Raw genomic sequence first — 21,724 nt, 5'->3', positions numbered from 1 at the left:
TGCCACACGTCTCATCTTTCTTTTTCTTACCAAAGGTTTTAAGCAATTTGCTAACCACCGACAACCGGCAAGATATGTTAGCATAGCCCCGAATCTCTACCAAATCGGGACGAACGGTTAAAAAAGGTATCATTTGCCGACAGGGGGCGGCGCTGCTCAGGTCTTTGCTGTACAACTGTGCCAAATCAGCCAAACGCTACAATGCCGCCTGTAAAGAAGCCAAAGACAAGCCACATAAAGTAGCTATGCCCTTATGCATAAGCTCATCCGACAAGTATTCGCTGTGGCTAAAAGCGGACAAGCCTATCGTAAACGATTGCCACATAACATATCCGGCTACTTGATACGAATATTTAACCACATACTCTTGCATTTGAACACAGTTCCTAACAGCGGTTAAGCAGACATATAACTTTCCTAATAGCAAGCAGATAACTCGCATCAACTTAACTAATTTACATTAATTTTGCGCTAAATGTGAATCAGATACGCATGAAATATTTGCATAATAAAATTTGTATTTTATTTATTTTTTTAGTATCTATTTCTCAATCTTACGCGCAGAACGGCGGTTCGGAAAAGGGATTTTACATAGACCAATCAGGCAAATACTATCACCGATTGGATTTACCTATTTATGTTCGCATCGCTTCTTCGCCCGATGATTCGGGCGTATTGCTTTCGGGCAGAAAAAATAACGAAGGTCGGATTCAGACTGTTCCGATTCAACTTGACGGGCACGGAATACACTATTTGCGACATTTTGACGCCACCGACCCGCAAAATTCGTTCTGGTACGTTATTCATGCCGACGGAAAAGCACCGCAAACCAAGTCGGTTTACATTACGCCCAATTATTTTTTCGACGGCAAAACGCATTTTTACGGTAAAGACCTCGTAGTGGAACTACAAACAAGCGACGACATGGCGGGCGTGGAAAAAGTTTTCATCGCACGAGACGGCGGAGGAGAAGCTGTTTACGAATCGCCCGTACCCGTCGGTCAGGAAGGTGACCGGCAGGTTAGCTACTACGCCGTTGACCGCGTGGGGAATCGCTCGAATGTAGTTACCGAAAAATTTGTGGTGGATATTACCCCGCCGCAAACTCGCCTGCAAGTAACAGGTATATCCGAAAGTAAGGTGGTTTCCGTTTCCACGCGCTTTTATTTTTTTATGGAAGACAACATAGTCGGCGTGAACAAAACTTTCTATAAAATAGATGAAGGACCTTGGATAACTTACGCACCCGGTCAAATACTTCCGATTGAAAAACTTGCTGAAGGCGAACATACCGTTTATTTTTATTCGGTGGATAAAGTCAACAACCGCGAAGAAGAGCAAAGTTTTACCTTTTTTATGGACCGCACCGCTCCCATTATGTCGGCAGATATTCTGGGCGATAAGTTCATCGTGGGCAATCAGGTCTATTTCTCGGGTAGAACTAAGTTGAAACTTACGGCTTTGGACAATAAAGCCGGCGTAAAAAACGTGTTCTATTCCATCGACAACGGTTCTTTGCAAAAGTACGAAGACCCGTTCTATATGCCCGAAAAACCCGGATTGCACATTGTCCGCTATTTTGCAGAAGACAATATCGGCAATTCGGGCGTTTACCTGACCGATACCAAAACCAAAGCCTTTGACGAAATTCGGCAGAATGTCAGTGCCGTTTACGTGGACCTGACCGGACCGGTAGTTAAAAGCCGCTATGTGGGCAAAACCTTCCAACGCGCCCGTCAGACGTTTACTGGTCAGCAGACATCGATAGAAATTACTGCCTCCGATATTGAATCGGGGTTGCAGCGCATTGCCTATCGTTTCGAAGACCAATCGGAAGAACAACCCTACAACGGACTTATCGGCTTAACCGACCGCACGGGCAGGCAGCGCCTCGAATTGATTGCCTACGACAACGTAAACAACCGCAATGCCGTTTTCATTGAATTCTGGGTGGACGGCAATCGCCCACAAATTACGCATCGGTTCAGCGTGGCGCCCGTAGGCGAAAACACGTATCCGAGTTATGCCAAACTCTTTTTGACCGTGCAAGATGAAGACACTTCGCCGCAAAATATCTTTTACTCCATAAACGGTGCGCCGCCCCTTGCCTACCGAGCGCCTATCGAAGGATTTAAGAAAAATACAAGCTACGAAATCAGGGTATTTGTGGAAGATGCTGTAGGCAACCGCACCGAAGAGGTTATTACGTTCCAAATTGCCGATTTCTGACGTGTTGTTTCGCATTGCCATATTGTTAAGTTTGTCGGCTTGCCTTGGTGCTTGTCCGTTGCATGCACAAAACTATTTGAGCGCAGCCGATTCGGCGAAAATTGCCACCTATTTACAGCAAGCCGAGCGACAAAAGGCGGTCAAAGACTGGCGCGGCGCAAGCGATTTAATCAACAAAGCGGCTTTGACCTATTGGGACGCCCGCGAATTTCAAAAAGCTGTTAATTTGTTTCATCAATCGCTCGTACTCAATCGGTTGGTTAATAATCAGAGCGGCATATTCGGTATTGATAACAACTTGGCTTTTTTGCACGCCGATTTGCAGGAATACGATTCGTCGGTGTATTACTTCCAAAAGGTATTGGAAGGGCGCCGCAGGCAACAGACGAGCGAACCGATTATTTCGGCATTAATCAACCTATCGGTCGTATATAATAAGCTCAAGCGCTACGAGGAAGCGACGCGGGTATTGGAAGAGGCGCTGGAAATTGCGCGCAGTGAAAACAACTTGGAGCGCGTGCGCACCTGCTATGCCCTGCTGGCAGAAACTTATGAGAAAAACGGCGACTTAAAAAAAACGCAGGAATATTTTGAGCAATATAAAGAGGTTGTAGAAACTTTAAATAGTCTGAAAATCAAGGTACTAAGCGAAAATTTGGAAGATGAACACGAACGGCTGCGCAGAGCGGAAGAACAAAAAAGAATAGCCCAAATGGAAGCGCGCCTGCAAGAGGAAGCACTTGGTCGCGCCGCCCTCAGGCTTACCGCACAGGATTCGGCAATTGCCGCTCTTAGCGAGCGCTATACCAAAAATCAAATGGCATTAGAAATTTTGCGCCAAGACAGTATTATCAAATCTTTTGAAATAGAGCGACTTCGTTATGAAGCCCGATACAGGCAAGGGCGCTTCTACTTTTATTTCACCATTGGTATTGCGGCAATCGTCATTGCGCTGACCGTGATTGCTTTTCTATATCGTTTGAAAGAAAATAAAGCCCGCGAGGCACGTCTGTTACAACTCAAAAATGAAGAATTAGCAACTCAAAAAGCTGAAATTGTGCGGCAAGCCGAAGAACTCCGCGAATTAAACACACGCCTTAAACAACTTTTTGCCATTATCGGGCATGACTTGCGCTCACCGGTGATTTCTTTGCGGGGCGTGCTGGATTTATCACTCACGAATACCATCACCTCTGAAGAATTTAATGCCTTATTACCCACTTTGCACAATAACGTTACGCAACTGATGGTAACACTAGATAATTTGCTGCTTTTTGGAAAAAAGGAAGATTGGATGCAAAACCTGTCCAAAGAAAATCTATCCCTCTTTGTAATAATACGCGATGTTATCGACCTGCTTGTAATTGCAGCACAGCAAAAACAAATCATGTTACACAATCGGGTGTCATCCGAAATTCGGGTATATTTTAATCCGATTTCAATGCAAACCATACTGCGCAATCTGATTAACAATGCCATTAAATTTACGCCCGAAGGTGGTAATATTTTTATCGATTCGGAAATACAAGATACAGAATGTATCGTGTCTGTGCGCGATACAGGCATAGGCATTCCGCCCGAAAAACTGGCAATTATTTTAGAAGAAGGCTATACCTCGCACGGCACGGCTGGAGAAGTTGGTACAGGACTGGGTATTCGGCTAATCAAAAACTTATGTGTCTACAATAATGCTCGACTAACCGTTGAAAGTAAAATCGGAGAGGGTAGCACCTGGCGAATACATATAAAATCATGCTCTTGATACAAATTATTTGCTATTCATTGATAACTGCTATATTTTATTTGAAAAATAAAAAAACATTGATATAATTTTTTTGTCTTTTAGTTGTATTTTTTGTAAGTATATGTGTATTAATAAGCCGTCTCCTTTTCATGTAGGTATGACACCAAATTCAATAAAACTTTTCCGATAAACTATCGCATAATTTTTATTATATACGCAAAATTACAAAAGGTTTGTGAAAAATGTTTGATGTAAACTCTTGGAAAATAGGTGTTTAAGCCTAAAAAGTCTTGGATTTTTGTCAGGTTTGCGTATAAAAAACAACGCTTCCCCGCCAAACGGGGAAGCGTTGGGTCGCACGAATTACGTGCGTTGCAGCTTTTGCTTATTGCTCAAATTTTAGCCATTCCATAGCAATCATGGGTTGCGCTTTTACTTCTTTGATGCGGCAAACCAAAAACACCGAATGAATGCCTGTTTGCGGCTGAATGGCAATTTTCGGCATCTGGAACATCGGCTCCGAGCCAATGGCTGCTTCACCGAGGAGTTTACCATCGGGTGAACCAAGACGCACCTCAACTACCGCACTGGTTCCCTGCGTGGCCGCACCCAGCGTGATGTTTTTGATACCTGTCAGGTCTATGTTTTTGTATTCCGCAAAGGCGTTATTGCCCAAAATGGCAAAATCCTTTCCGTTGAAATTGACTTTCATCAGTGCCGCAGGTGCATCGGCTGCCACTGCTTTAAGCATAGGCGAACGCAGTACGATGGTTTGGCTGCCTGTGATAGGCCCCACGCCGTTTGCGCCTTTGTCAGTATAAGCGGCACGTATAATGTAAACGCCTTTTTCATTTTTGTCAATGTGTTTATCAGGCATAAACTCACCTTTCAGCGGCAGTACGTTGTCCTTTTTCTCTTGTGCAAGGCTGAGGATGTAGCGCGACATCTCGGCAGCCTGCTCCAAGGAGAGTTGCGGGTGGGCGGCCATTCCTTTGTCGCCCCAAACGCCCGAACCACCTTTGACAATTTTTTCTGCCAGATAGATGGCGGCATTGTTGTCTTTGTGGTAGCGCTTGGCTATGTCCATATAGCTGGGGCCTACCGATTTTTGGTTCATGGCATGGCAGGCGCGGCAGTCGCTGTCGTCAATCATGCGCTTGCCTGCCATAAAGCCTGTTACCTCGCTGCTGTTGGTTTGGTGCCCTTTTGCGATAACAGTCAGGTCTTTGCCTTCGGGCAGGTAGTCCATGCTTACAACAACTTCTTCGGGATTGACACCGCCGCTTTCCACAGTGCCATCTTCCTTGTCTTTCACGCTTGCGGTGTAGCTCCGTTTGTCGTTGTCAAAATAGAAGGTTTGATTGCCGCTTAGTGTCAGGCTTACCTCCGGCGGTGCATTGCCTGCCCGTACTTCTATCTGCTGCTGTGCGGTGCCGCCTTTACCGTCAGCAATGCGCAACGTAACCTTGTACACACCGGGTTTGGTGAAGGTATAGCTTGGATTGGCGGCTGTTGCCTGTGCTTTTCTTGCATCCGGAGTGAAGAACCATTCGTAGCGCAGCGCATCGCCGTCGTAGTCCACCGTTCCTTTGGTGTCAAACTTTACGGTAAGCGGCACAGCACCCACTACCTTGTCGGCATTGACTTTGGCGATAGGCTTCCGATTGCCGGCGCTGTATTCAATGCGCACCAAGCGAGCATCCTCGTTGCGGCTGAACCAGTTGGTGCCGTATTCCAGCATATACAATGAACCGTCAGGCGCAAATTCCATATCCATCGGGTTGTTAAACTTGGTGGAAGGCATAAAGCGCGACAGGCTTTTCATGTTGCCCTGCTCGTCAAAAGTAACGGTCATAATCCAGCCGCGCATCCATTCGTAAATGAACAATTTGCCGTCAAAATAATCAGGGAAGCCGACATCGGACTTGCGGTAGCGATTGGCGCGGAATACTTCACCGGCCATTGGGTTGCGTCCGCCCGTGCCCACCATCGGAAACTCTTTGGACTCTCCGTAAGGATACCAAATCATCGGCTTTTGTGCAGGCGGCAGTTCTTTCAGCCCTGTGTTGTTCGGCGAGAGGTTCATCGGTTTTTCAGGATTGAAGAAACCCAGCGATTTCTTTGTTGCAAAGTCGTAGCGCTGATAGGCCTTGTTATCGGCTACAAAGTGCGGCCAGCCGAAGTTGCCCGGCGCTTTGGCCTGATTGAACTCGCAGTGTCCTTTGGGGCCTCGGTCAGGGTTGTCCTCACCCGCATCGGGGCCTACATCGCCCCAGTAGAGGTAGCCCGTTTGCTTGTCCACCGAAATGCGATACGGATTGCGGCAACCCATCACATAGATTTCGGGGCGTGTATTCGGGGTTCCTTTGGGGAACAGGTTGCCTTCGGGGATGGTATAAGAACCGTCGGGTTGCGGCTTGATTCTCAGGATTTTACCGCGCAGGTCGTTGGTGTTGGCAGATGATTTCTGTGCATCCCACGGCGCACGGTCGGGGCGTTCGTCGGAGGGCGAGTAACCATCGGAGGCAAAGGGGTTGGTGTTATCGCCCGTGGAAAGGAACAGGTTGCCCTGCCCGTCAAAGGCGATGGAGCCGCCCGTGTGGCAACATTCCTGCCGCTGCACGGGTACGCTGAGGATTTTCACTTCTGTACTGCGGTCAATGCTGTCGCCTTTCATGGTGAAGCGTGAGAGTTGATTCACCGACTCAACGGGGTGCGAGTAATAGAGATAAATCCATTGATTTTGCGCAAAATTGGGGTCGGCGGCAAGCCCCATCATGCCGTCTTCGTGGGTGGTGTTTACTTTAAACCGATTGACTTCTTTCACCTTGTTTTCATCCGGCCGATAGATTTTGACAGCGCCTTTGCGTTCAATAAACAGCACGCGACCATCGGGGAGCACGGCCAGTTCGGTAGGTTCGTCCAAATAATTTTCCAGAACAACCTTAGTAAATCGGTTTTCTTCGGGTACGCGTTTGCTTTTGGCTTTTTGGTAGTCCAAAGGCACGGCATTCCTGATGACGTATTTTAAACCTCCGGCAATGTGGCGCAGGAAGTCCGGCTCCGAAAAACTCTCTTCCGTATGCCCGCCGGCGGTGTACCACGCTCTGCCGCCGTCAAATTCGTGATACCAAGCAATGGCATGTTGGTTGTTCATGTTGGAGCCGATGTAGGATTTTTCATTGATGCGCATCAGCACCTTTACGCCCGGGTACATGTTGCGGTAGTCGTACCACTCGTCGGTGCGTTCCAGCGTATCGGGCAGGTGCTCGGTGGAAGGGTGTTTCTTATCTACCACAAAAATCTGCCCGCGCTGCACGTTGGAGGGCGTAGAAGGGTGGCCGTTGAAGTAACCGCCGACCAATTGCCCGTACCAAGGCCAGTCGTATTCTGTATCGGCTGCGGCGTGAATACCGACATAGCCGCCACCTGCTTGTATATATCGCTCAAAATCAGCCTGTTGTACATCGTCCAGCACGTCGCCTGTGGTGCTGAGGAAAACGACCGCCGCGTACTTTTTCAAATTCTCTTCGTTGAAATTGGCGGCATTTTCAGTTGTATCCATCAGATAGCCGTTTTGTTCGGCTATTTTTTTCAGTGCTGCAATGCCGTTGGGAATGGAAGAGTGGCGGAATCCTTTGGTTTTGGAAAATACCAAAATTCGGATGGGGTCTTTGAATCGCATAAAGCAACTGTCTGCTACCCAAACAAGGGCGAACAGCGCGGCTGCTGCAAGTAATTTTGTTTTCATTTTCATGAGGGAGAATTGGGTGGGTGTTTTATCAAAGTTCGGAAAAATCCGTTACAAAAAAATCCTGAGGCATATAATAAATGCGCTCAGGATTTGACAAGCCGTTACCCGACAATTTACGCAAAAATTTCCTCTTCAATTGCTTCCTCATGCTTCACCGCAATAGGGTCTGTGAGGAGTGCGAAGCGGTTGGCGGTAAACGCAGGCTCAACCATGCCTTTTACCATGTCAATGTAAACGGGCGGATTGTGTATTTCTTCAAGCAAAATGCGGTAGCCCATGCCCTCAATGTACTGTTTTTGGCGCACGGTGTAAACCTCATCGCGCTTGGGCAGTTGTTTAAAAACGTCAAAAATGTTGGGATACATGGAAAAATCCGCGTTGATGCAAACGACTTTATCTCCGGGTTTGAACATAGGTGATTAAATTAACTGACTAACTCAAACATTCGTTGCGCTTTATCAAACCGAAAATCGCTGATAATAGTTTCAATTTTGCGTTTGATTTCGCTGTTGCACAGGTTGCCGATGCTTCCCTCATGCGTATGTGATAACGTTGTTTCGGGGTGAAAATTGCCTTCTTCTATGATAAGTCCAATTTTTTTGTAAGCATCGCGGAAACTCATGCCTGCCAGTACTTCCTTATTCACTGCTTCTACGCTGAACAGGTATTTGTACTTTTCCTCGCTGATGATGGTTTCACGCACAATCACGCGCTCCAGCATGTAAGAGGCAAGGTCAATGCAATCGTTCAGTTCTGCAAAAGCAGGTAACAGGTTTTCCTTGATTAATTGCAAATCGCGATGATAGCCGGAAGGTAAATTGGCCAATATCATGCCTATTTCGGCAGGCAGCATTTGCAGGCGATTGCACTTGGCGCGAATCAACTCAAACACATCGGGGTTTTTCTTGTGCGGCATAATGCTCGAGCCGGTTGTCAGTTCGCGCGGGAAGGTCAGGAAATCCATGTTTTGGCACATGTACAGGCAGACATCGGCCGCCAGTTTGCCCAAGGTAGCCGCTACGCTGCCCATAGCTACCGCCGTGATGCGCTCGGTTTTACCGCGTGTCATTTGTGCATATACGCTGTTGTAGTTCAGGTCGGCAAAGCCCAGCAACTCGGTTGTCATGCGTCGGTTCAGCGGAAATGAAGAACCATAGCCCGCCGCAGACCCCAGCGGATTTTGGTCGGCGGTGCGGTAGGCAGCCTGTACGGCCAGCAAATCATCGGCAAGGCTCTCGGCATAGGCCGCAAACCAAAGCCCGAAACTGGACGGCATGGCCAATTGAAAATGTGTATAACCGGGCAACAATACGTGTTTATAAGTTTCGCTTTGCCTGATGAGCAAGTCGGCAAAAGAGGCGATATTTTCAACCAGTTTCTGCAACTCGGCGCGAATGAACAACTTGATATCGGTTAGTACTTGGTCGTTGCGCGAGCGGCCGCTATGGATTTTTTTGCCTACTTCACCCAGTCTTTCGGTAAGCAGCAACTCTACCTGCGAGTGGACATCTTCCACACCTTCCCTGATAATAAACTGCCCGTTTTCAATTTCGCGGTAAATTTCTTTCAGTCCTTGTTGCAGTTGTTGCAGTTCCGCCGCAGTCAGTAAACCCACACTTTCCAGCATCTGAATATGTGCCAACGAACCGAGAACATCGTAGCGGGCGAGGAGTAAATCGGTTTCACGGTCGCGCCCTGTGGTAAATCGCTCTATTTTTTCGTGTATATCAAAGTTCTTCTGCCAGAGCTTCATGGAGTGTTTTTTATTGTTTCAGACCAATTTGTACAACAAAGATGAGAAACTTTGCGTCAATTACCTGTAAATTTCCAACACAAACAATCATACACTATGAACAACACTGCTATCCGCTATGGGCTGATTTTGGCTGCCATTGGCATCGTTTCGCAATTGGCCATCTACATGGTTAATGTTGAATTAATGGCAAGCATGAGCTCCGGCCTGATTATGCTGGTCATCAGCATTGTTCTTATCATTTATTTTGCGCGGCTGTTGCGACAAAGTCGCGGCGGCTTTGCCACTTTCAGAGAGATGTTTGGCGATATTTTTACCATGCTGATGATTAGTGCTCTTGTAGGTGCAATTTTTAACTATATCCTCTTCAATTTCATTGACCCCGAATTGGCGACAACGATTAAGAACCTGACCATTAAAAACAGTGAAGCCATGTTTGTCAAATTAGGCATGAGTGCCGAGCAAATAGATTTGGCACTGGCCGAAATTGAAAAGCAGGATATGAGTATGACTATCGGCAAATCTGTACAGCAGTTAGCTGTTTCCGGCATTGTATATGCCATCATCAGTGCTATTTTGGCAGCTATTTTGAAGAAAAACAAGCCTGAAGAAGTTTTCTAATGCGCTATACCAAGTATCTTTTACTGCTCCTGATCGTGTTCTTTGCCATCCGTTTGTGGTGGCAAAGAACCGTTGAGCAACGCGAAACCGAGCGGCTCAACGCAACTACCGGCTTTGAACAGTACCAGCCTCAAACTGTCAGCAGCTACAAATACATCGTCAAAGAATCCGACACGCTCAAAAAGCTCGGCGACCCGGGCGATACGCTTTGGCACAAAGAAAAATCGGCTGCCTTGTGGAATTTGCTGCGCAATGTAGCATACGAAAAAAACAATGTTTTTTATGAAGCCCGTTTCTCCGACGAATTGCAGGCCTTAGAGGGCAAAGAAGTAAGCCTCAAAGGATTTGTTATTCCTTTAGAAAGCAGCGAAAACACACATTTTGTTCTTTCTTATTTCCCTTATGCTTCCTGTTTTTTCTGTGGCGGCAGCGGCCCCGAAAGTGTGGTTGAAGTACATGCACAAAAGCCCATTGCTTTTACTGACAAACCCGTAGTTATCAGAGGAATACTGCGTTTGAACAATGATGACCCCGAACAACTGTTTTTTGCATTAGAAGATGCAGTCGTAGAAAAGGCCGCCAATTGATTAGTGCAGGTGAGCAATCAAAACAAACGGCATTTCGGGATTCGGTTTCACGGTTTTTTATACAATTATCCGTATTAGTTCAGCAAACATCCATTTTAATCACCCAATTGCTTACTTTGCTCCATGCTGCCGAATTGGCAAGTTACTGCCAACAGGCATTGTTACAGCATACGGTTTCGGGCTTGCTTCCTGCATATCAACTGCTCTCAATCCTTAAAAATACTTATCACTACTTTTTGACATTCCATCATCTTTTCTGTATCATTAGGGTAAAAGCACGCATCTATGCAGCGTATTTTTCGGTTAATAACCCTTACAGACCATCGGATGCAGTCGCGCCAAACATTATTATTTGCCGTTGCCGTGGTGAATTTGATGCTTTGGGTAATGCTTGCCGTAGAATTGGTAATTGACTTACAGTCTCTTCATGCCCCTATCCTTTGGGTAGGCATGGCAGCGGCAGCACTAATTGCCCTGTTCGCTTACTATAAGGGCAACCATCTGATTGTCAGCAACGGGCTGGTCATACTGATTTACGGTATTACAGAAGCCCACATGATAACCAATCCTAAAATTTTTACCACCATTGTTTATTGGCTCCCTTTTGTTCCGCTGGTTGCATTAGTAACACAGGGGCTGAAATCTGCCCGCTGGTGGATTCTCATTGTGCTGTTCACACATTTTTTTAACGGCTGGTATTTATACCAAGCCCATGGCAAGTCGTATGATTTACAGGTCAGCACTTATTCTTATGTCATATCGGGTGTCATCTTTTTTCTGGTTTTTCTGAGCGGCTGGTTTTTGCTGTATAAACTGCTTGGCGATGCCTACACCGCTGCCGAGCGAAAAAATCAGGAGTTGGAAACCCTGAAAAATGAAATTGCAGACAGCAAAAAACAATTGGAATATTATCAGTCGCAGCTAATATCCCTCACTCGCAACCCCTCGCTGTTTGAGTGGGATACCGATGTGTTTTATGCACATGTTTGCGAAATTGCCGGGCACGCGCTCGGGGTAAGTCGGGTCAGCGTTTGGCATTTAGAAGACAATTATCAGAAGTTAGTATGTCAATACCTGCTGCGGCGAGGCGAGGAAAAAACCTACGAATCAGCCATTTTGCTGCGGGAAGATTCTGAACCCTATTTTGCGGCATTGCTGACAATGCCCTACATAGCCGCTGCCGATGCGCAAACAAACGAAGCCACTGCTTGTTTTACCGAAACTTACCTCAAGCCTTTGGATATTTATTCCATGCTGGACTGCCCCATATTGGCGGAAGGAAAGCCGATAGGCGTTATCTGCTGTGAGCAACAAAAAAGCCGCAAAGAGTGGCAAACACAGGATATTTTGTTTCTGCAATCCTTGGCCGATTTAATTGCACTGCACTATAAAAACAAGCGTATCAAGCATTTATTGCAGGAAATCCGCCATCAGAATTTGGAGCTTGTTGCCAAATCCAATGAAGTAGAAACCATGAATGAGGAGCTAAACGCCCTTAACGAGGAACTCCAAACCATCAACGAAACACTGGAACAACGCGTAGAAGAACGCACACATCAATTAGAGATTCAAAACCAACAACTGCGCGAATACGCTTTTATCAACTCGCATGTTTTGCGTGCACCTTTGGCGCGTATCAGAGGTCTGTTATACCTGATGACACACGACCCCAACGCCACCAACGACTGGGAACTCATCCGCATACTGATTGCGGAAGCCAATGAGTTGGATGCCATTACCACCAAAATCAGCGACATTTTATACGACGGCAGCAACCTCACGCGCGAAGACATTCTGCGCATGTTGGAAAACAAAGAATCTGCCTCTAAGGATATTGAAATAGAATAAAAAAACGGATTGCCGTTTTTCAACAGCAACCCGTTCAGTTTTTCGGGATTCTCAAAATCAAACTTTGATTTCTACATCCACACCGCTTGGCAACTCCAATTTCATCAGCGCATCTACTGTTTTTGAGCTGGTAGAATAAATATCCACCAATCGCTTATAAGTGCACAGTTGGAACTGCTCGCGTGATTTTTTGTTTACGTGTGGTGAACGCAGTACAGTGAATTTTTCCTTTTCGGTAGGTAAAGGAATAGGACCGCTAACCACAGCGCCGGTAGCCTTAACGGCTTTCACGATTTTCTCCGATGACTTATCCACCAGATTGTGGTCGTAAGACTTCAGTTTTATTCTTATCTTTTGATTCATGACTCTGTTGATTAAACGGTTGCACCTTTCAATTCAGCAATGATACCCTCGGCCAAGTTTTGAGGCACTTCTGCATAATGAGAGAACGTCAAGGTAGCAGAAGCACGGCCTGAAGAAATAGTACGCAGGTCGGTTACATAGCCGAACAACTCAGCCAGAGGAACATCAGCTTTGATAACCTGAGCGCCACCTTTGGTATCCATACCCTTCATCATACCGCGACGACGGTTCAAGTCGCCGGTTACAGGGCCTGTAAACTCATCAGGTGTAACTACTTCTACGCTCATGATAGGCTCTAACAAGCGTGGCTTACACTTCTTACCTGCCTCTTTGAAGCCCAAAATAGCGGCCATTTCAAATGACAGAGAGTCAGAGTCCACATCATGGTAAGAACCGTGGAACAGACGCACCCTCATTGAGTCAATCGGGAAGCCTGCCAGTACGCCGTTCTTCATGGCAGATTCAAAACCTTTCTGAACGGCAGGGATGAATTCTTTAGGAATTACACCACCCACGATGGCGTTTTCAAACAGAAGTCCTTGCTGACCGTCTGTACGTGGCCCGATTTCAAATACGATATCGGCAAACTTACCGCGACCACCGGACTGCTTCTTGTACACTTCGCGGTGCTCGGTGCTGGCAGTGAAGTGCTCTTTGTAAGCTACCTGAGGTGCACCTTGGTTGATTTCAACTTTGAACTCGCGCTTCATGCGGTCAATGATGATTTCCAAGTGCAACTCGCCCATACCACGCAGGATGGTTTGTCCTGTTTCTTGGTCGGTGAAGGCTTGCAGCGTAGGGTCTTCTTCCAACAGTTTGGAAATAGCCAAAGACAATTTGTCTTGGTCGGCGGCTTTCTTAGGCTCGATAGCATAACCGATTACAGGCTCAGGGAATGTCATAGATTCCAGAACGAGCTTGTGGTTTTCGTCGGTCAGCGTATCACCTGTTTTGATATCTTTAAAACCAACACCTGCACAGATATCGCCTGCTTCTACCAACTCTATTGGATTTTGCTTGTTGGCGTGCATCTGTACCAAGCGAGAGATACGCTCTTTGTTGCCGGTACGTGCATTGTAAACATAAGAGCCTTTATCTAATTTACCTGAATACACGCGCATGAAGCACAGACGACCCACGAAAGGATCGGTCATAATTTTAAATGCCAAAGCAGTGAACGGCTCGTTGATATCTGCTTTGCGCTCTTCTTCTTGCTCTGTATCAGGGTTGATACCTTTTACCGGAGGCAAATCCAGCGGTGAAGGCAAATAAGCAACAACGGCATCCAGCATTGCTTGCACACCTTTGTTTTTGAAGGCAGAGCCGCACAAAACAGGTGAGAAAGACATATCGATAACGGCCGCGCGAATAGCTGTCATCAGCTCTTCTTTTGTGATAGAATCAGGGTCTTCGAAGAATTTCTCCAGCAATTTGTCGTCATACTCAGCCACTGATTCAATCAGATTTTGACGCCACTCAGCCACTTCGTCTTTAATGTCATCAGGAATAGGAATTACTTTGTAGGTTTTTCCTTTGTCTTCCTCGTTCCAGATGATGGCTTCGTTAGTAATCAAATCTACCACGCCTTTGAAAGAATCTTCAGCGCCGATAGGTACTTGCAGAGGAACAGGCTTAGCGCCGAGTTTTTCTTTGATTTCGCGAACAGCCTTGAAGAAGTCAGCACCTGCGCGATCCATTTTATTTACAAAACAGATACGAGGTACTTTGTACTTGTCAGCCTGACGCCATACGGTTTCAGATTGCGGTTCAACGCCCGATACGGCACAAAATAGCGCAACTGCACCGTCCAAAACGCGCAAAGAACGCTCTACTTCTACAGTAAAGTCCACGTGACCCGGCGTATCGATAATGTTGATTTGGTACGAACGGGTGTCGGGAGTAGTTTCACCTTGTACGGTAGGGTAGTTCCAGTTGGTTGTAACAGCCGCAGAGGTAATGGTGATACCACGCTCTTGCTCCTGTTCCATCCAGTCGGTAGTAGCTGCGCCTTCGTGTACCTCACCGAGTTTGTGAGTCAAACCGGTATAGTAGAGGATACGCTCGGTAGTTGTCGTCTTACCGGCATCAATATGCGCCATGATACCGATATTGCGAAGGTATTTAAGATCCTTTGCCACGTTTTATTAAAATCTAAAGTGTGAAAATGCCTTATTAGCTTCTGCCATACGGTGGGTGTCGTCTTTTTTCTTAACGGCTGCACCTTCACCTTTGGAAGCGGAAATGATTTCACCGGCCAGACGGTCGGTCATGGTTTTCTCGTTGCGAGAGCGTGCGTAGCGAATCATCCACTTGATACCCAATGAAATACGACGGTCAGGACGTACTTCGGTTGGTACTTGGAAAGTAGCACCACCTACACGGCGGCTGCGTACTTCTACGGAAGGCATTACGTTGTTCAATGCTTTGCGCCATACTTCCAGTCCGTTTACCGGCTCGCCGCCTTTTCCGAGGCGTTGTTCAACCTGCTCCAGAGCGCCATAAAAAATTTGGTAGGCTAAAGATTTCTTGCCTCTTTCCATCAGGTTGTTTACAAAGCGCGTAACCATTACATCGCCGAACTTAGGGTCAGGCAGCAGATAACGCTTTTTAGGTTTTGCTTTTCTCATGTCTTAACTAAACGTTCGATTGATTACTTTTTCTTTCCGCCTTTTCCTGCCGGAGCTGCTGCTTGTCCCGGTTTAGGACGTTTCGCACCGTATTTAGAACGACGTTGTTTGCGGCCGTTTACACCGGCGGTATCGAGTGCACCGCGAACGATGTGGTAACGTACACCGGGAAGGTCTTTCACACGACCGCCGCGAATCAGCACGATAGAGTGCTCTTGCAGGTTGTGTCCTTCGCCCGGAATGTAAGCGATTACTTCAATAGAGTTGCTCAGGCGAACTTTGGCAACTTTTCTCAGCGCCGAGTTGGGCTTCTTGGGGGTAGTGGTGTACACTTTGGTACATACCCCTCTCTTTTGCGGGCATGAATCAAGCGCAGGCGACTTAGATTTGTAAGTCAATTTTTCCCTGCCTTTACGCACTAACTGTTGTATGGTTGGCATTATTTCAAAGAATATATGAATTGTCTGTTCATAATTGGAACGCAAAATTAGGTGATAAGCGAACTTTTTACAAGGATGATTTCAAAAAAAATTTTTTTTGCGTTTTGATTTTGTCTGTTATAAATTTGTGCCCGCAAATCAACGGGGTGTAGCGCAGTCCGGTAGCGTATCAGCATGGGGTGCTGGTGGTCGCAGGTTCAAATCCTGTCACCCCGACATAATTGCAGTAAGCAGTCTGAACTTTTTCAGGCTGCTTTTTTATTTTTCCCCCGTTGTACGCAATCTTGACAAGCTTAGCGTTTTTTTGTTTTTAAATATTTGATTTTGAGAGTTTTACATAAAAAATCTTTCTGAATCGCTTGCGTTTTTTCTATTAAGAAGTCGGGGCAAGGTGCGTGCTTTCGCGGCAAAATGAGCGCTTCATTTTTTGAAAGTTGGTATTATTAAAAACTTTTACGAACTTGGGAGCCCCAATTTCCTCTTCCGGAGGCAACATACACACACTTAAATAGCACTTGCTCTACTACCTTTTTTATCTAACATTGTTTTGTTTACCTGTTTATCATGGCAAAAATTAATTTTGGTGGAGTAATTGAAGACGTAGTAACACGCGAAGAATTTCCTTTGGAACATGCCCGCAATGTGCTGAAAGATGAAACCATTGCAGTTATCGGGTATGGGGTGCAAGGCCCCGGCCAAGCGCTGAACCTGCGCGACAATGGTTTTAACGTGATTGTAGGGCAGCGCAAAGGCACTAAAACATGGGAAAAAGCGCTTGCCGACGGTTGGGTAGAAGGTAAAACCCTCTTCACTATTGAAGAAGCCTGCCAACGTGCAAGCATTATCCAATACCTGCTTTCCGATGCGGGACAAATCGCCCTTTGGCCTACTGTCAGCCAATATCTCACCGCAGGAAAAGCGCTGTATTTTTCACACGGGTTTGGTATTACGTACAGTTCGCAAACGAACATTATTCCGCCCAAGGATATAGATGTCATTTTGGTTGCTCCCAAAGGCTCAGGAACAAGTCTGCGCCGCCTGTTTTTGGCAGGTGAAGGGCTGAATTCCAGCTATGCCATCTATCAGGATGCCACAGGGCGCGCCAAAGACCGCGTAGTAGCGCTCGGCATAGGCGTTGGTTCGGGCTATTTGTTTGAAACCACTTTTGAAAAAGAGGTATTCAGCGACCTGACCGGCGAGCGCGGCGTTTTGATGGGTGCCATTGCAGGCATCATGGAGGCACAATACAATCTCCTCCGCGAAAAAGGACACAGCCCAAGCGAGGCATTTAATGAAACCGTAGAAGAACTGACGCAAAGCCTCATCCGTTTGGTGGGCGAAAATGGCATGGACTGGATGTATGCCAACTGTTCTACCACTGCTCAGCGTGGTGCATTAGATTGGAGACATCGCTTCCGCGAGGCAACTGCCCCGGTCTTCCGCGACCTGTACGAAAGTGTAGCCAGCGGCAAAGAGGCCGAAATTACCATCAAGGCCAACTCGCGCCCCGACTATCGCGAAAAACTGGAAGAAGAACTTGCAGCCATTCATAATTCCGAAATGTGGCAGGCAGGCCGCCAAGTGCGTGCGCTTCGCCCGAAAAACGGTTGATTGGAAAGCCGCTATACACAAACCCGACAGGTTTCGGAGACCGGTCGGGTTTATTTAGTTAAATCGCTACTGCGGCATTCAGACTTGAGACTTTGGATTAAAAAAGCGAAAAATCGTGTTATCCGCAACAGTCCGTGTGCTTATCTCATATGGTGAAATTTGTTTGACCACTTACTGCCCGCAGCAGTTTTATTTTTTGAGCAAATCTCTGATTTCTGCCAGCAGTTTTTCTTCGTTGGATGGTGCAGGAGGCGGTGCAGGCGCTTCGGCTTCTTTCTTCTTGGCTGCGTTCATTGCTTTCACTACCAAGAACATCACGAATGCGACAATAATAAATTCAATAGTTACGGAGATGAATGTACCGTATTGGACGGCCACTTCGGCTATCTCTTTGCCGTCGGCACCCGTTTCGGCAGGTTTCAGCACAAGTTTCCAATCGCTGAGGTCTTTGCCCTGAATCAGGCCGACGAAAGGCATCACTACGCCGTTGATAAAGGCATTGGTTACTTTGCCGAAGGCAGCACCCATTACAAAGCCTACTGCCAAATCTACCAGATTGCCACGCATGGCAAAATCCTTAAATTCTTTTAGAAATCCCATAAGCATTTAGTTTAGGTTTTTCCAAAGATGGCAGGAAAACGTTTGCCAAGCAAAAAATGGCGGTAAAATCAGTTGGGGTGCTGTTCAAAGTATTCGTCGGGCGGAAGTATCGGCTGGTCAGCTGCCATAGTGGCCAGTTGGTCGCATCGCTCGTTTTCCGGATGCCCCGCATGACCTTTTACCCACTGAAACCATACTTTGCGCTGTCGGCGATAGGCAGCCAGAAAACGCTGCCAAAGGTCGGGATTTTTCTTGCCTTTAAAGCCTTGTTTTTCCCAGTTGAACACCCAACCTTTTTCTACGGCATTGACCACATATTGCGAATCGGAGTAGATGACCACCTCATTGTCGCCGCTCTTTAAGGCTTCCAAACCCGTAATGACAGCCAGTAATTCCATACGGTTATTGGTAGTCAGCCTGAAGCCGCCGCTGAGTTCTTTGCGCACTTTGTGAGCAGGAGAAATCAGAATTGTTCCGTAGCCGCCCGGGCCGGGATTGCCGCGCGAAGAGCCGTCGGTATAAATAATGATGGTAGCCATAAGAGGCGCAATACTAATCAGAAAAGGTCAAAAAAGAGTTGATAATTTTATTGTTATTTTATGACTATTTTTTAAACCATAAGATTACTAATTTTTTTGTCAGAAACTTGCAACTGAATAGCATTTATGCTTACCTTTGCACCTGAACTATAAGGATTCGTTTGTGTTGCGGACACTTGCCATATTTTGCGCATTGGTAGTGCTCAATCAGAGCCTGAACCGCGTATGGGTATGGGTCTCCTTTCAAGTGAACCGCGAGTATATCGCTAAGTATCTTTGCGAAAACAAAGACCGTCCGGAAATGAAATGCGCCGGTACATGCCACCTGATGAAGCAAATGGCGGCTGCCGAGCAGCAAGATGCAGAAATCCCCCCTCTGAAAAACCACTTTGAGGTTATATTCTTCATTACATCGTTTACCCTTTATTTTCAATTAAATACTGTTTTGCGACAAGTTGAGCCGATTTTTTTCCTGCCTTATCAACTCGGCAACGTGCGCACTTGCAGCACCGGCATTGACCACCCGCCCCGTATTTAACAATCTGTTTGTGCCTCATTTGCGCATACGATGACTGACGCTGTCAGTGTCTGCTCATCCGTTTGCCTGTATTGTTTCATCCGATTTTTTAGGTCTTCTTATCGCACTGTGTTTGGCAGTTCGAGTGGTGTGTTGCAGGCTTGCCGTAATGCCATCACCTGATGAGTCCAATACAGCGTGTAGTTAATTTATCTGATATTTTGTTAAAATATCAGACGTTTAAAATATTGTCAAAATTTTAACTTTTAGCCCCAATGAAACTCCATTATCGCTTCATAATTACGGTTTTACTGGCAGGTTTCACAGCTCTGAGTGCCTGCAAAAATGAAATTGCTCCCGAATTTGATGTTACAGCCCGCGGCACTTTATTGCTGGAATTTGACAACGTGGTTGGCACGAGAGATTTGGAACTGAACCGCGGCACATACCGCAATGCCGCAGGTGAGGAGTTTAGTGTGAGCCTGCTGCAGTATTATATCAGCAATATTCGCTTGAAAAAATCTGACGGCAGCGAATATGTTGTTCCGCAAGACTCCGGCTATTTTTTGGTGCAGGAGCATAAACCCGAAACGCACATCATTCGCCTGAGTGTGCCGCAAGGCGACTATACGGGTGCTTCATTCATTTTGGGTGTGGACAGCCTGCGCAATACAATGGATATCAGCCGCCGTCAGGGGGTATTGAATCCGTCGGACATGAGTGGCGCGGAAGGCATGTACTGGACATGGAACTCAGGCTATATTTTCGTGAAGCTCGAGGGAACTTCGCCGCAGATAGCCCCTGACCCATCGGGTAATCGCCGATTCCGCTACCACATCGGTGGATTTGGCGGAGGTTTCGGCAACCCGCCTGTGCGCACCATTAATAATATCAAGAAAATTGACCTCTCTTTTGGGCGCGATGTGGCAAAAGTTCGCAGTAAAAGCACTCCGCAAATGCACATCATTGCCGATGTGTTGAAAGTCTTCAACGGAAGCACCAACATCAGCCTTGCCCAAAACCCGACGGTGATGTTTTCGCCTTTTTCGGTAAATGTGGCCAATAACTATGCAAATATGTTTGAGTATCACCACATGCATACGGTTGTGGCGAGGTAAGTAACACCATTTCATTGAAGCCGCGTTAGGGTCTAACGACCTCTAACAGGTCGATAGAGCATCCCTGACGGCGGTCAAAGACCCCGTCAGGGGATTTGTATAAAGCATGACTTAAATCTCTCAACTGTTTACAGCCGATAAGCCACCTTTCTACCAAAAGCAAACCATTACGGCAGCTATGAAAAAAACAGCCTTTTTTTCCGTTTCGTTTCTGATGTTTCTGACGGCAATTGCGATTTCGTGCGGGCAGCGCGACGTAAACCCGACCGTAGAGGTGAAAGCACCACCGCATTTTCCGCCAATGGTTTATGACCTGAGTAAAAACCCTGTTACACAAGCAGGTTTTGAACTGGGCAGGGCTTTGTTCTACGAAGGCGCGCTTGCGCGGGACGGCATGGTCAGTTGCGGATTTTGCCACCAGCAGAGTGCGGGCTTTACGCACCACGGGCACGATTTGAGCCATGGCGTAGATGACCGTTTGGGCAAACGCAATGCGCTGCCTATTCAGAACTTGGCATTTTACCACGATTTGATGTGGGACGGTGGTATCCATGACCTTGATTTACAGCCGCTTGCACCGATTGAAAACCCCGTGGAAATGGACGAATCCATGCCCAATATTTTGGAAAAACTGCGCAAGCATCCCGACTATCCGCGCATGTTCCAGCGCGCCTTCGGAACCCCCGAAATTACCGGAGAACGCTTGCTGAAAGCCCTTTCGCAATTTATGGTTGCGATGGTTTCTGCCAACTCACGCTACGACAAGTATCTGCACGGAGAAGAGCAACTCACCCGCGACGAACTGCGCGGGCTGCAACTGTTCAAAGAAAAAGGCTGCGAAAACTGCCATTCAGGCGGGCTGTTTACCGACCAAACCTACCGCAACAACGGGTTGAGTTTGGAGTTCAACCAAGACTTGGGGCGCTACGAAATCACGCTTAACGAACAAGACAAATACAAATTTCGCGTGCCAAGCCTGCGCAACGTAGAGGTTACGCGCCCCTACATGCACGACGGGCGATTTCGCAATTTGGAAATGGTGCTTGACCACTACTCGGAGGGCATGGAGGACATCCCGACACTTGACCCGCTGTTCAAACGACCCGACGGCAGGCGCGGTATCCCGATGACTGCCGAAGAAAAACGCCTGATTATCGCATTCCTGAAAACCCTCACCGATGAAGATTTTTTGACCGATAAGCGATTCAGCGAATTGTAAAACGGACAGGGCGCGTGCCCCGTTCTTGCCATACACATATCATACACAAAACCTGACATTCTTCAAGACCTGTCAGGTTTAAAAACTTGATTTTCAATTATTTGCACAATAGTTTTTCGCAAACCTCTTGTGCTTTTGGATATAACCATTTTTT

Annotated in this window: 19 protein-coding genes and 1 tRNA gene; 11 read left to right on the top strand and 9 right to left on the bottom strand. The window is 46.8% G+C overall.

Going from position 1 to position 21,724, the window contains the following annotated elements; genetic code table 11:
* Positions 1-92 precede the first annotated feature (92 nt).
* The 3 genes from NDK19_RS17015 (at position 93) to NDK19_RS11050 (ending at position 3,991) form a co-directional block, all read left to right on the top strand.
* Positions 93-344, top strand: coding sequence for a transposase (locus NDK19_RS17015; RefSeq protein WP_394801684.1), 252 nt, complete (start codon positions 93-95; stop codon positions 342-344).
* Between the two features lie 148 nt (positions 345-492).
* A complete protein-coding gene (locus tag NDK19_RS11055; RefSeq protein WP_250631942.1) occupies positions 493-2,229 on the top strand; it encodes an OmpL47-type beta-barrel domain-containing protein in 1,737 nt (578 codons plus the stop codon).
* A 76-nt stretch (positions 2,230-2,305) separates the two neighbouring features.
* Positions 2,306-3,991 (top strand): ATP-binding protein, encoded by a 1,686-nt coding sequence (locus NDK19_RS11050; RefSeq protein WP_250631941.1) that lies wholly within the window; start codon positions 2,306-2,308, stop codon positions 3,989-3,991.
* A gap of 367 nt (positions 3,992-4,358) precedes the next feature.
* Here the strand turns inward: NDK19_RS11050 and NDK19_RS11045 are convergent, their stop codons facing one another.
* The 3 genes from NDK19_RS11045 to argH form a co-directional block, all read right to left on the bottom strand.
* On the bottom strand, positions 4,359-7,730 hold the full coding sequence (locus NDK19_RS11045; protein ID WP_250631940.1) for a ThuA domain-containing protein: 3,372 nt from the start codon (positions 7,728-7,730) through the stop codon (positions 4,359-4,361).
* Between the two features lie 110 nt (positions 7,731-7,840).
* A complete protein-coding gene (locus tag NDK19_RS11040; protein ID WP_250631939.1) occupies positions 7,841-8,140 on the bottom strand; it encodes a hypothetical protein in 300 nt (99 codons plus the stop codon).
* 11 nt (positions 8,141-8,151) lie between these two features.
* Entirely contained in the window at positions 8,152-9,480 is a 1,329-nt protein-coding gene (gene argH, locus NDK19_RS11035) for an argininosuccinate lyase (protein ID WP_250631938.1), read from the bottom strand.
* 96 nt (positions 9,481-9,576) lie between these two features.
* Here argH and NDK19_RS11030 point away from each other — a divergent pair, with 96 nt between their 5' ends.
* From NDK19_RS11030 to NDK19_RS11020, 3 genes are all read left to right on the top strand, one after another.
* Positions 9,577-10,101, top strand: a complete 525-nt coding sequence (locus NDK19_RS11030; protein WP_250631937.1) for a DUF4199 domain-containing protein — start codon at positions 9,577-9,579, stop codon at positions 10,099-10,101.
* On the top strand, positions 10,101-10,688 hold the full coding sequence (locus NDK19_RS11025) for a DUF3299 domain-containing protein (protein WP_250631936.1): 588 nt from the start codon (positions 10,101-10,103) through the stop codon (positions 10,686-10,688). The genes NDK19_RS11030 and NDK19_RS11025 overlap by 1 nt, the downstream gene beginning before the upstream one ends.
* 285 nt (positions 10,689-10,973) lie before the next feature.
* A complete protein-coding gene (locus tag NDK19_RS11020) occupies positions 10,974-12,536 on the top strand; it encodes a GAF domain-containing protein (protein ID WP_250631935.1) in 1,563 nt (520 codons plus the stop codon).
* A gap of 57 nt (positions 12,537-12,593) precedes the next feature.
* On the opposite strand, the gene rpsJ is transcribed toward NDK19_RS11020, so the two are convergent.
* The 4 genes from rpsJ to rpsL are packed head-to-tail and all read right to left on the bottom strand — an operon-like array spanning position 12,594 to position 15,966.
* Positions 12,594-12,899, bottom strand: a complete 306-nt coding sequence (rpsJ, locus tag NDK19_RS11015; RefSeq protein WP_250631934.1) for a 30S ribosomal protein S10 — start codon at positions 12,897-12,899, stop codon at positions 12,594-12,596.
* A gap of 11 nt (positions 12,900-12,910) precedes the next feature.
* Positions 12,911-15,037 (bottom strand): elongation factor G, encoded by a 2,127-nt coding sequence (gene fusA / locus NDK19_RS11010; RefSeq protein WP_250631933.1) that lies wholly within the window; start codon positions 15,035-15,037, stop codon positions 12,911-12,913.
* Between the two features lie 6 nt (positions 15,038-15,043).
* On the bottom strand, positions 15,044-15,526 hold the full coding sequence (gene rpsG / locus NDK19_RS11005; RefSeq protein WP_250631932.1) for a 30S ribosomal protein S7: 483 nt from the start codon (positions 15,524-15,526) through the stop codon (positions 15,044-15,046).
* Between the two features lie 23 nt (positions 15,527-15,549).
* Entirely contained in the window at positions 15,550-15,966 is a 417-nt protein-coding gene (gene rpsL, locus NDK19_RS11000) for a 30S ribosomal protein S12 (protein WP_250631931.1), read from the bottom strand.
* A 142-nt stretch (positions 15,967-16,108) separates the two neighbouring features.
* Between rpsL and NDK19_RS10995 the strand changes: the two genes are divergently transcribed.
* Both NDK19_RS10995 and ilvC read left to right on the top strand, forming a co-directional pair.
* A tRNA-Pro gene (locus tag NDK19_RS10995) sits at positions 16,109-16,182 on the top strand.
* A gap of 348 nt (positions 16,183-16,530) precedes the next feature.
* Complete coding sequence (ilvC, locus tag NDK19_RS10990; protein ID WP_250631930.1) at positions 16,531-17,577, top strand: ketol-acid reductoisomerase; 1,047 nt, start codon at positions 16,531-16,533, stop codon at positions 17,575-17,577.
* 189 nt (positions 17,578-17,766) lie between these two features.
* Here ilvC and mscL read toward each other — a convergent pair whose 3' ends face one another.
* Positions 17,767-18,177: a large-conductance mechanosensitive channel protein MscL gene (gene mscL, locus NDK19_RS10985; RefSeq protein ID WP_250631929.1), complete on the bottom strand. Its 411-nt coding sequence runs from the start codon at positions 18,175-18,177 to the stop codon at positions 17,767-17,769.
* Positions 18,178-18,245: 68 nt separating this feature from the next.
* Positions 18,246-18,716 (bottom strand): ribonuclease HI, encoded by a 471-nt coding sequence (gene rnhA / locus NDK19_RS10980; protein ID WP_250631928.1) that lies wholly within the window; start codon positions 18,714-18,716, stop codon positions 18,246-18,248.
* Positions 18,717-18,852: 136 nt separating this feature from the next.
* Between rnhA and NDK19_RS10975 the strand changes: the two genes are divergently transcribed.
* The 3 genes from NDK19_RS10975 (at position 18,853) to NDK19_RS10965 (ending at position 21,570) form a co-directional block, all read left to right on the top strand.
* On the top strand, positions 18,853-19,254 hold the full coding sequence (locus NDK19_RS10975) for a hypothetical protein (RefSeq protein ID WP_250631927.1): 402 nt from the start codon (positions 18,853-18,855) through the stop codon (positions 19,252-19,254).
* A gap of 254 nt (positions 19,255-19,508) precedes the next feature.
* On the top strand, positions 19,509-20,351 hold the full coding sequence (locus tag NDK19_RS10970; protein WP_250631926.1) for an MbnP family protein: 843 nt from the start codon (positions 19,509-19,511) through the stop codon (positions 20,349-20,351).
* Between the two features lie 178 nt (positions 20,352-20,529).
* Positions 20,530-21,570 (top strand): cytochrome-c peroxidase, encoded by a 1,041-nt coding sequence (locus NDK19_RS10965; protein WP_250631925.1) that lies wholly within the window; start codon positions 20,530-20,532, stop codon positions 21,568-21,570.
* Positions 21,571-21,724: the final 154 nt, after the last annotated feature.

The organism is Rhodoflexus caldus, from assembly GCF_021206925.1.
In the GTDB taxonomy this organism is placed as follows: domain Bacteria; phylum Bacteroidota; class Bacteroidia; order Cytophagales; family Thermoflexibacteraceae; genus Rhodoflexus; species Rhodoflexus caldus.
The sequence above is the reverse complement of the archived record's forward strand: the minus strand, read 5'-3'. Positions and strand labels throughout refer to the sequence as shown.

What these genes read in the sequence shown, in the direction of transcription:
- NDK19_RS10965 (WP_250631925.1), top strand. Translation starts at nt 20,530, where the DNA reads ATGAAAAAAACAGCCTTTTTTTCCGTTTCGTTTCTGATGTTTCTGACG.
- mscL (WP_250631929.1), bottom strand. Translation starts at nt 18,177, where the DNA reads ATGGGATTTCTAAAAGAATTTAAGGATTTTGCCATGCGTGGCAATCTG.
- NDK19_RS11020 (WP_250631935.1), top strand. Translation starts at nt 10,974, where the DNA reads ATGCAGCGTATTTTTCGGTTAATAACCCTTACAGACCATCGGATGCAG.
- rpsJ (WP_250631934.1), bottom strand. Translation starts at nt 12,899, where the DNA reads ATGAATCAAAAGATAAGAATAAAACTGAAGTCTTACGACCACAATCTG.
- rpsL (WP_250631931.1), bottom strand. Translation starts at nt 15,966, where the DNA reads ATGCCAACCATACAACAGTTAGTGCGTAAAGGCAGGGAAAAATTGACT.
- NDK19_RS11025 (WP_250631936.1), top strand. Translation starts at nt 10,101, where the DNA reads ATGCGCTATACCAAGTATCTTTTACTGCTCCTGATCGTGTTCTTTGCC.
- argH (WP_250631938.1), bottom strand. Translation starts at nt 9,480, where the DNA reads ATGAAGCTCTGGCAGAAGAACTTTGATATACACGAAAAAATAGAGCGA.
- ilvC (WP_250631930.1), top strand. Translation starts at nt 16,531, where the DNA reads ATGGCAAAAATTAATTTTGGTGGAGTAATTGAAGACGTAGTAACACGC.
- rpsG (WP_250631932.1), bottom strand. Translation starts at nt 15,526, where the DNA reads ATGAGAAAAGCAAAACCTAAAAAGCGTTATCTGCTGCCTGACCCTAAG.
- NDK19_RS11045 (WP_250631940.1), bottom strand. Translation starts at nt 7,730, where the DNA reads ATGAAAATGAAAACAAAATTACTTGCAGCAGCCGCGCTGTTCGCCCTT.
- NDK19_RS11030 (WP_250631937.1), top strand. Translation starts at nt 9,577, where the DNA reads ATGAACAACACTGCTATCCGCTATGGGCTGATTTTGGCTGCCATTGGC.
- NDK19_RS11040 (WP_250631939.1), bottom strand. Translation starts at nt 8,140, where the DNA reads ATGTTCAAACCCGGAGATAAAGTCGTTTGCATCAACGCGGATTTTTCC.
- rnhA (WP_250631928.1), bottom strand. Translation starts at nt 18,716, where the DNA reads ATGGCTACCATCATTATTTATACCGACGGCTCTTCGCGCGGCAATCCC.
- NDK19_RS10970 (WP_250631926.1), top strand. Translation starts at nt 19,509, where the DNA reads ATGAAACTCCATTATCGCTTCATAATTACGGTTTTACTGGCAGGTTTC.
- NDK19_RS11055 (WP_250631942.1), top strand. Translation starts at nt 493, where the DNA reads ATGAAATATTTGCATAATAAAATTTGTATTTTATTTATTTTTTTAGTA.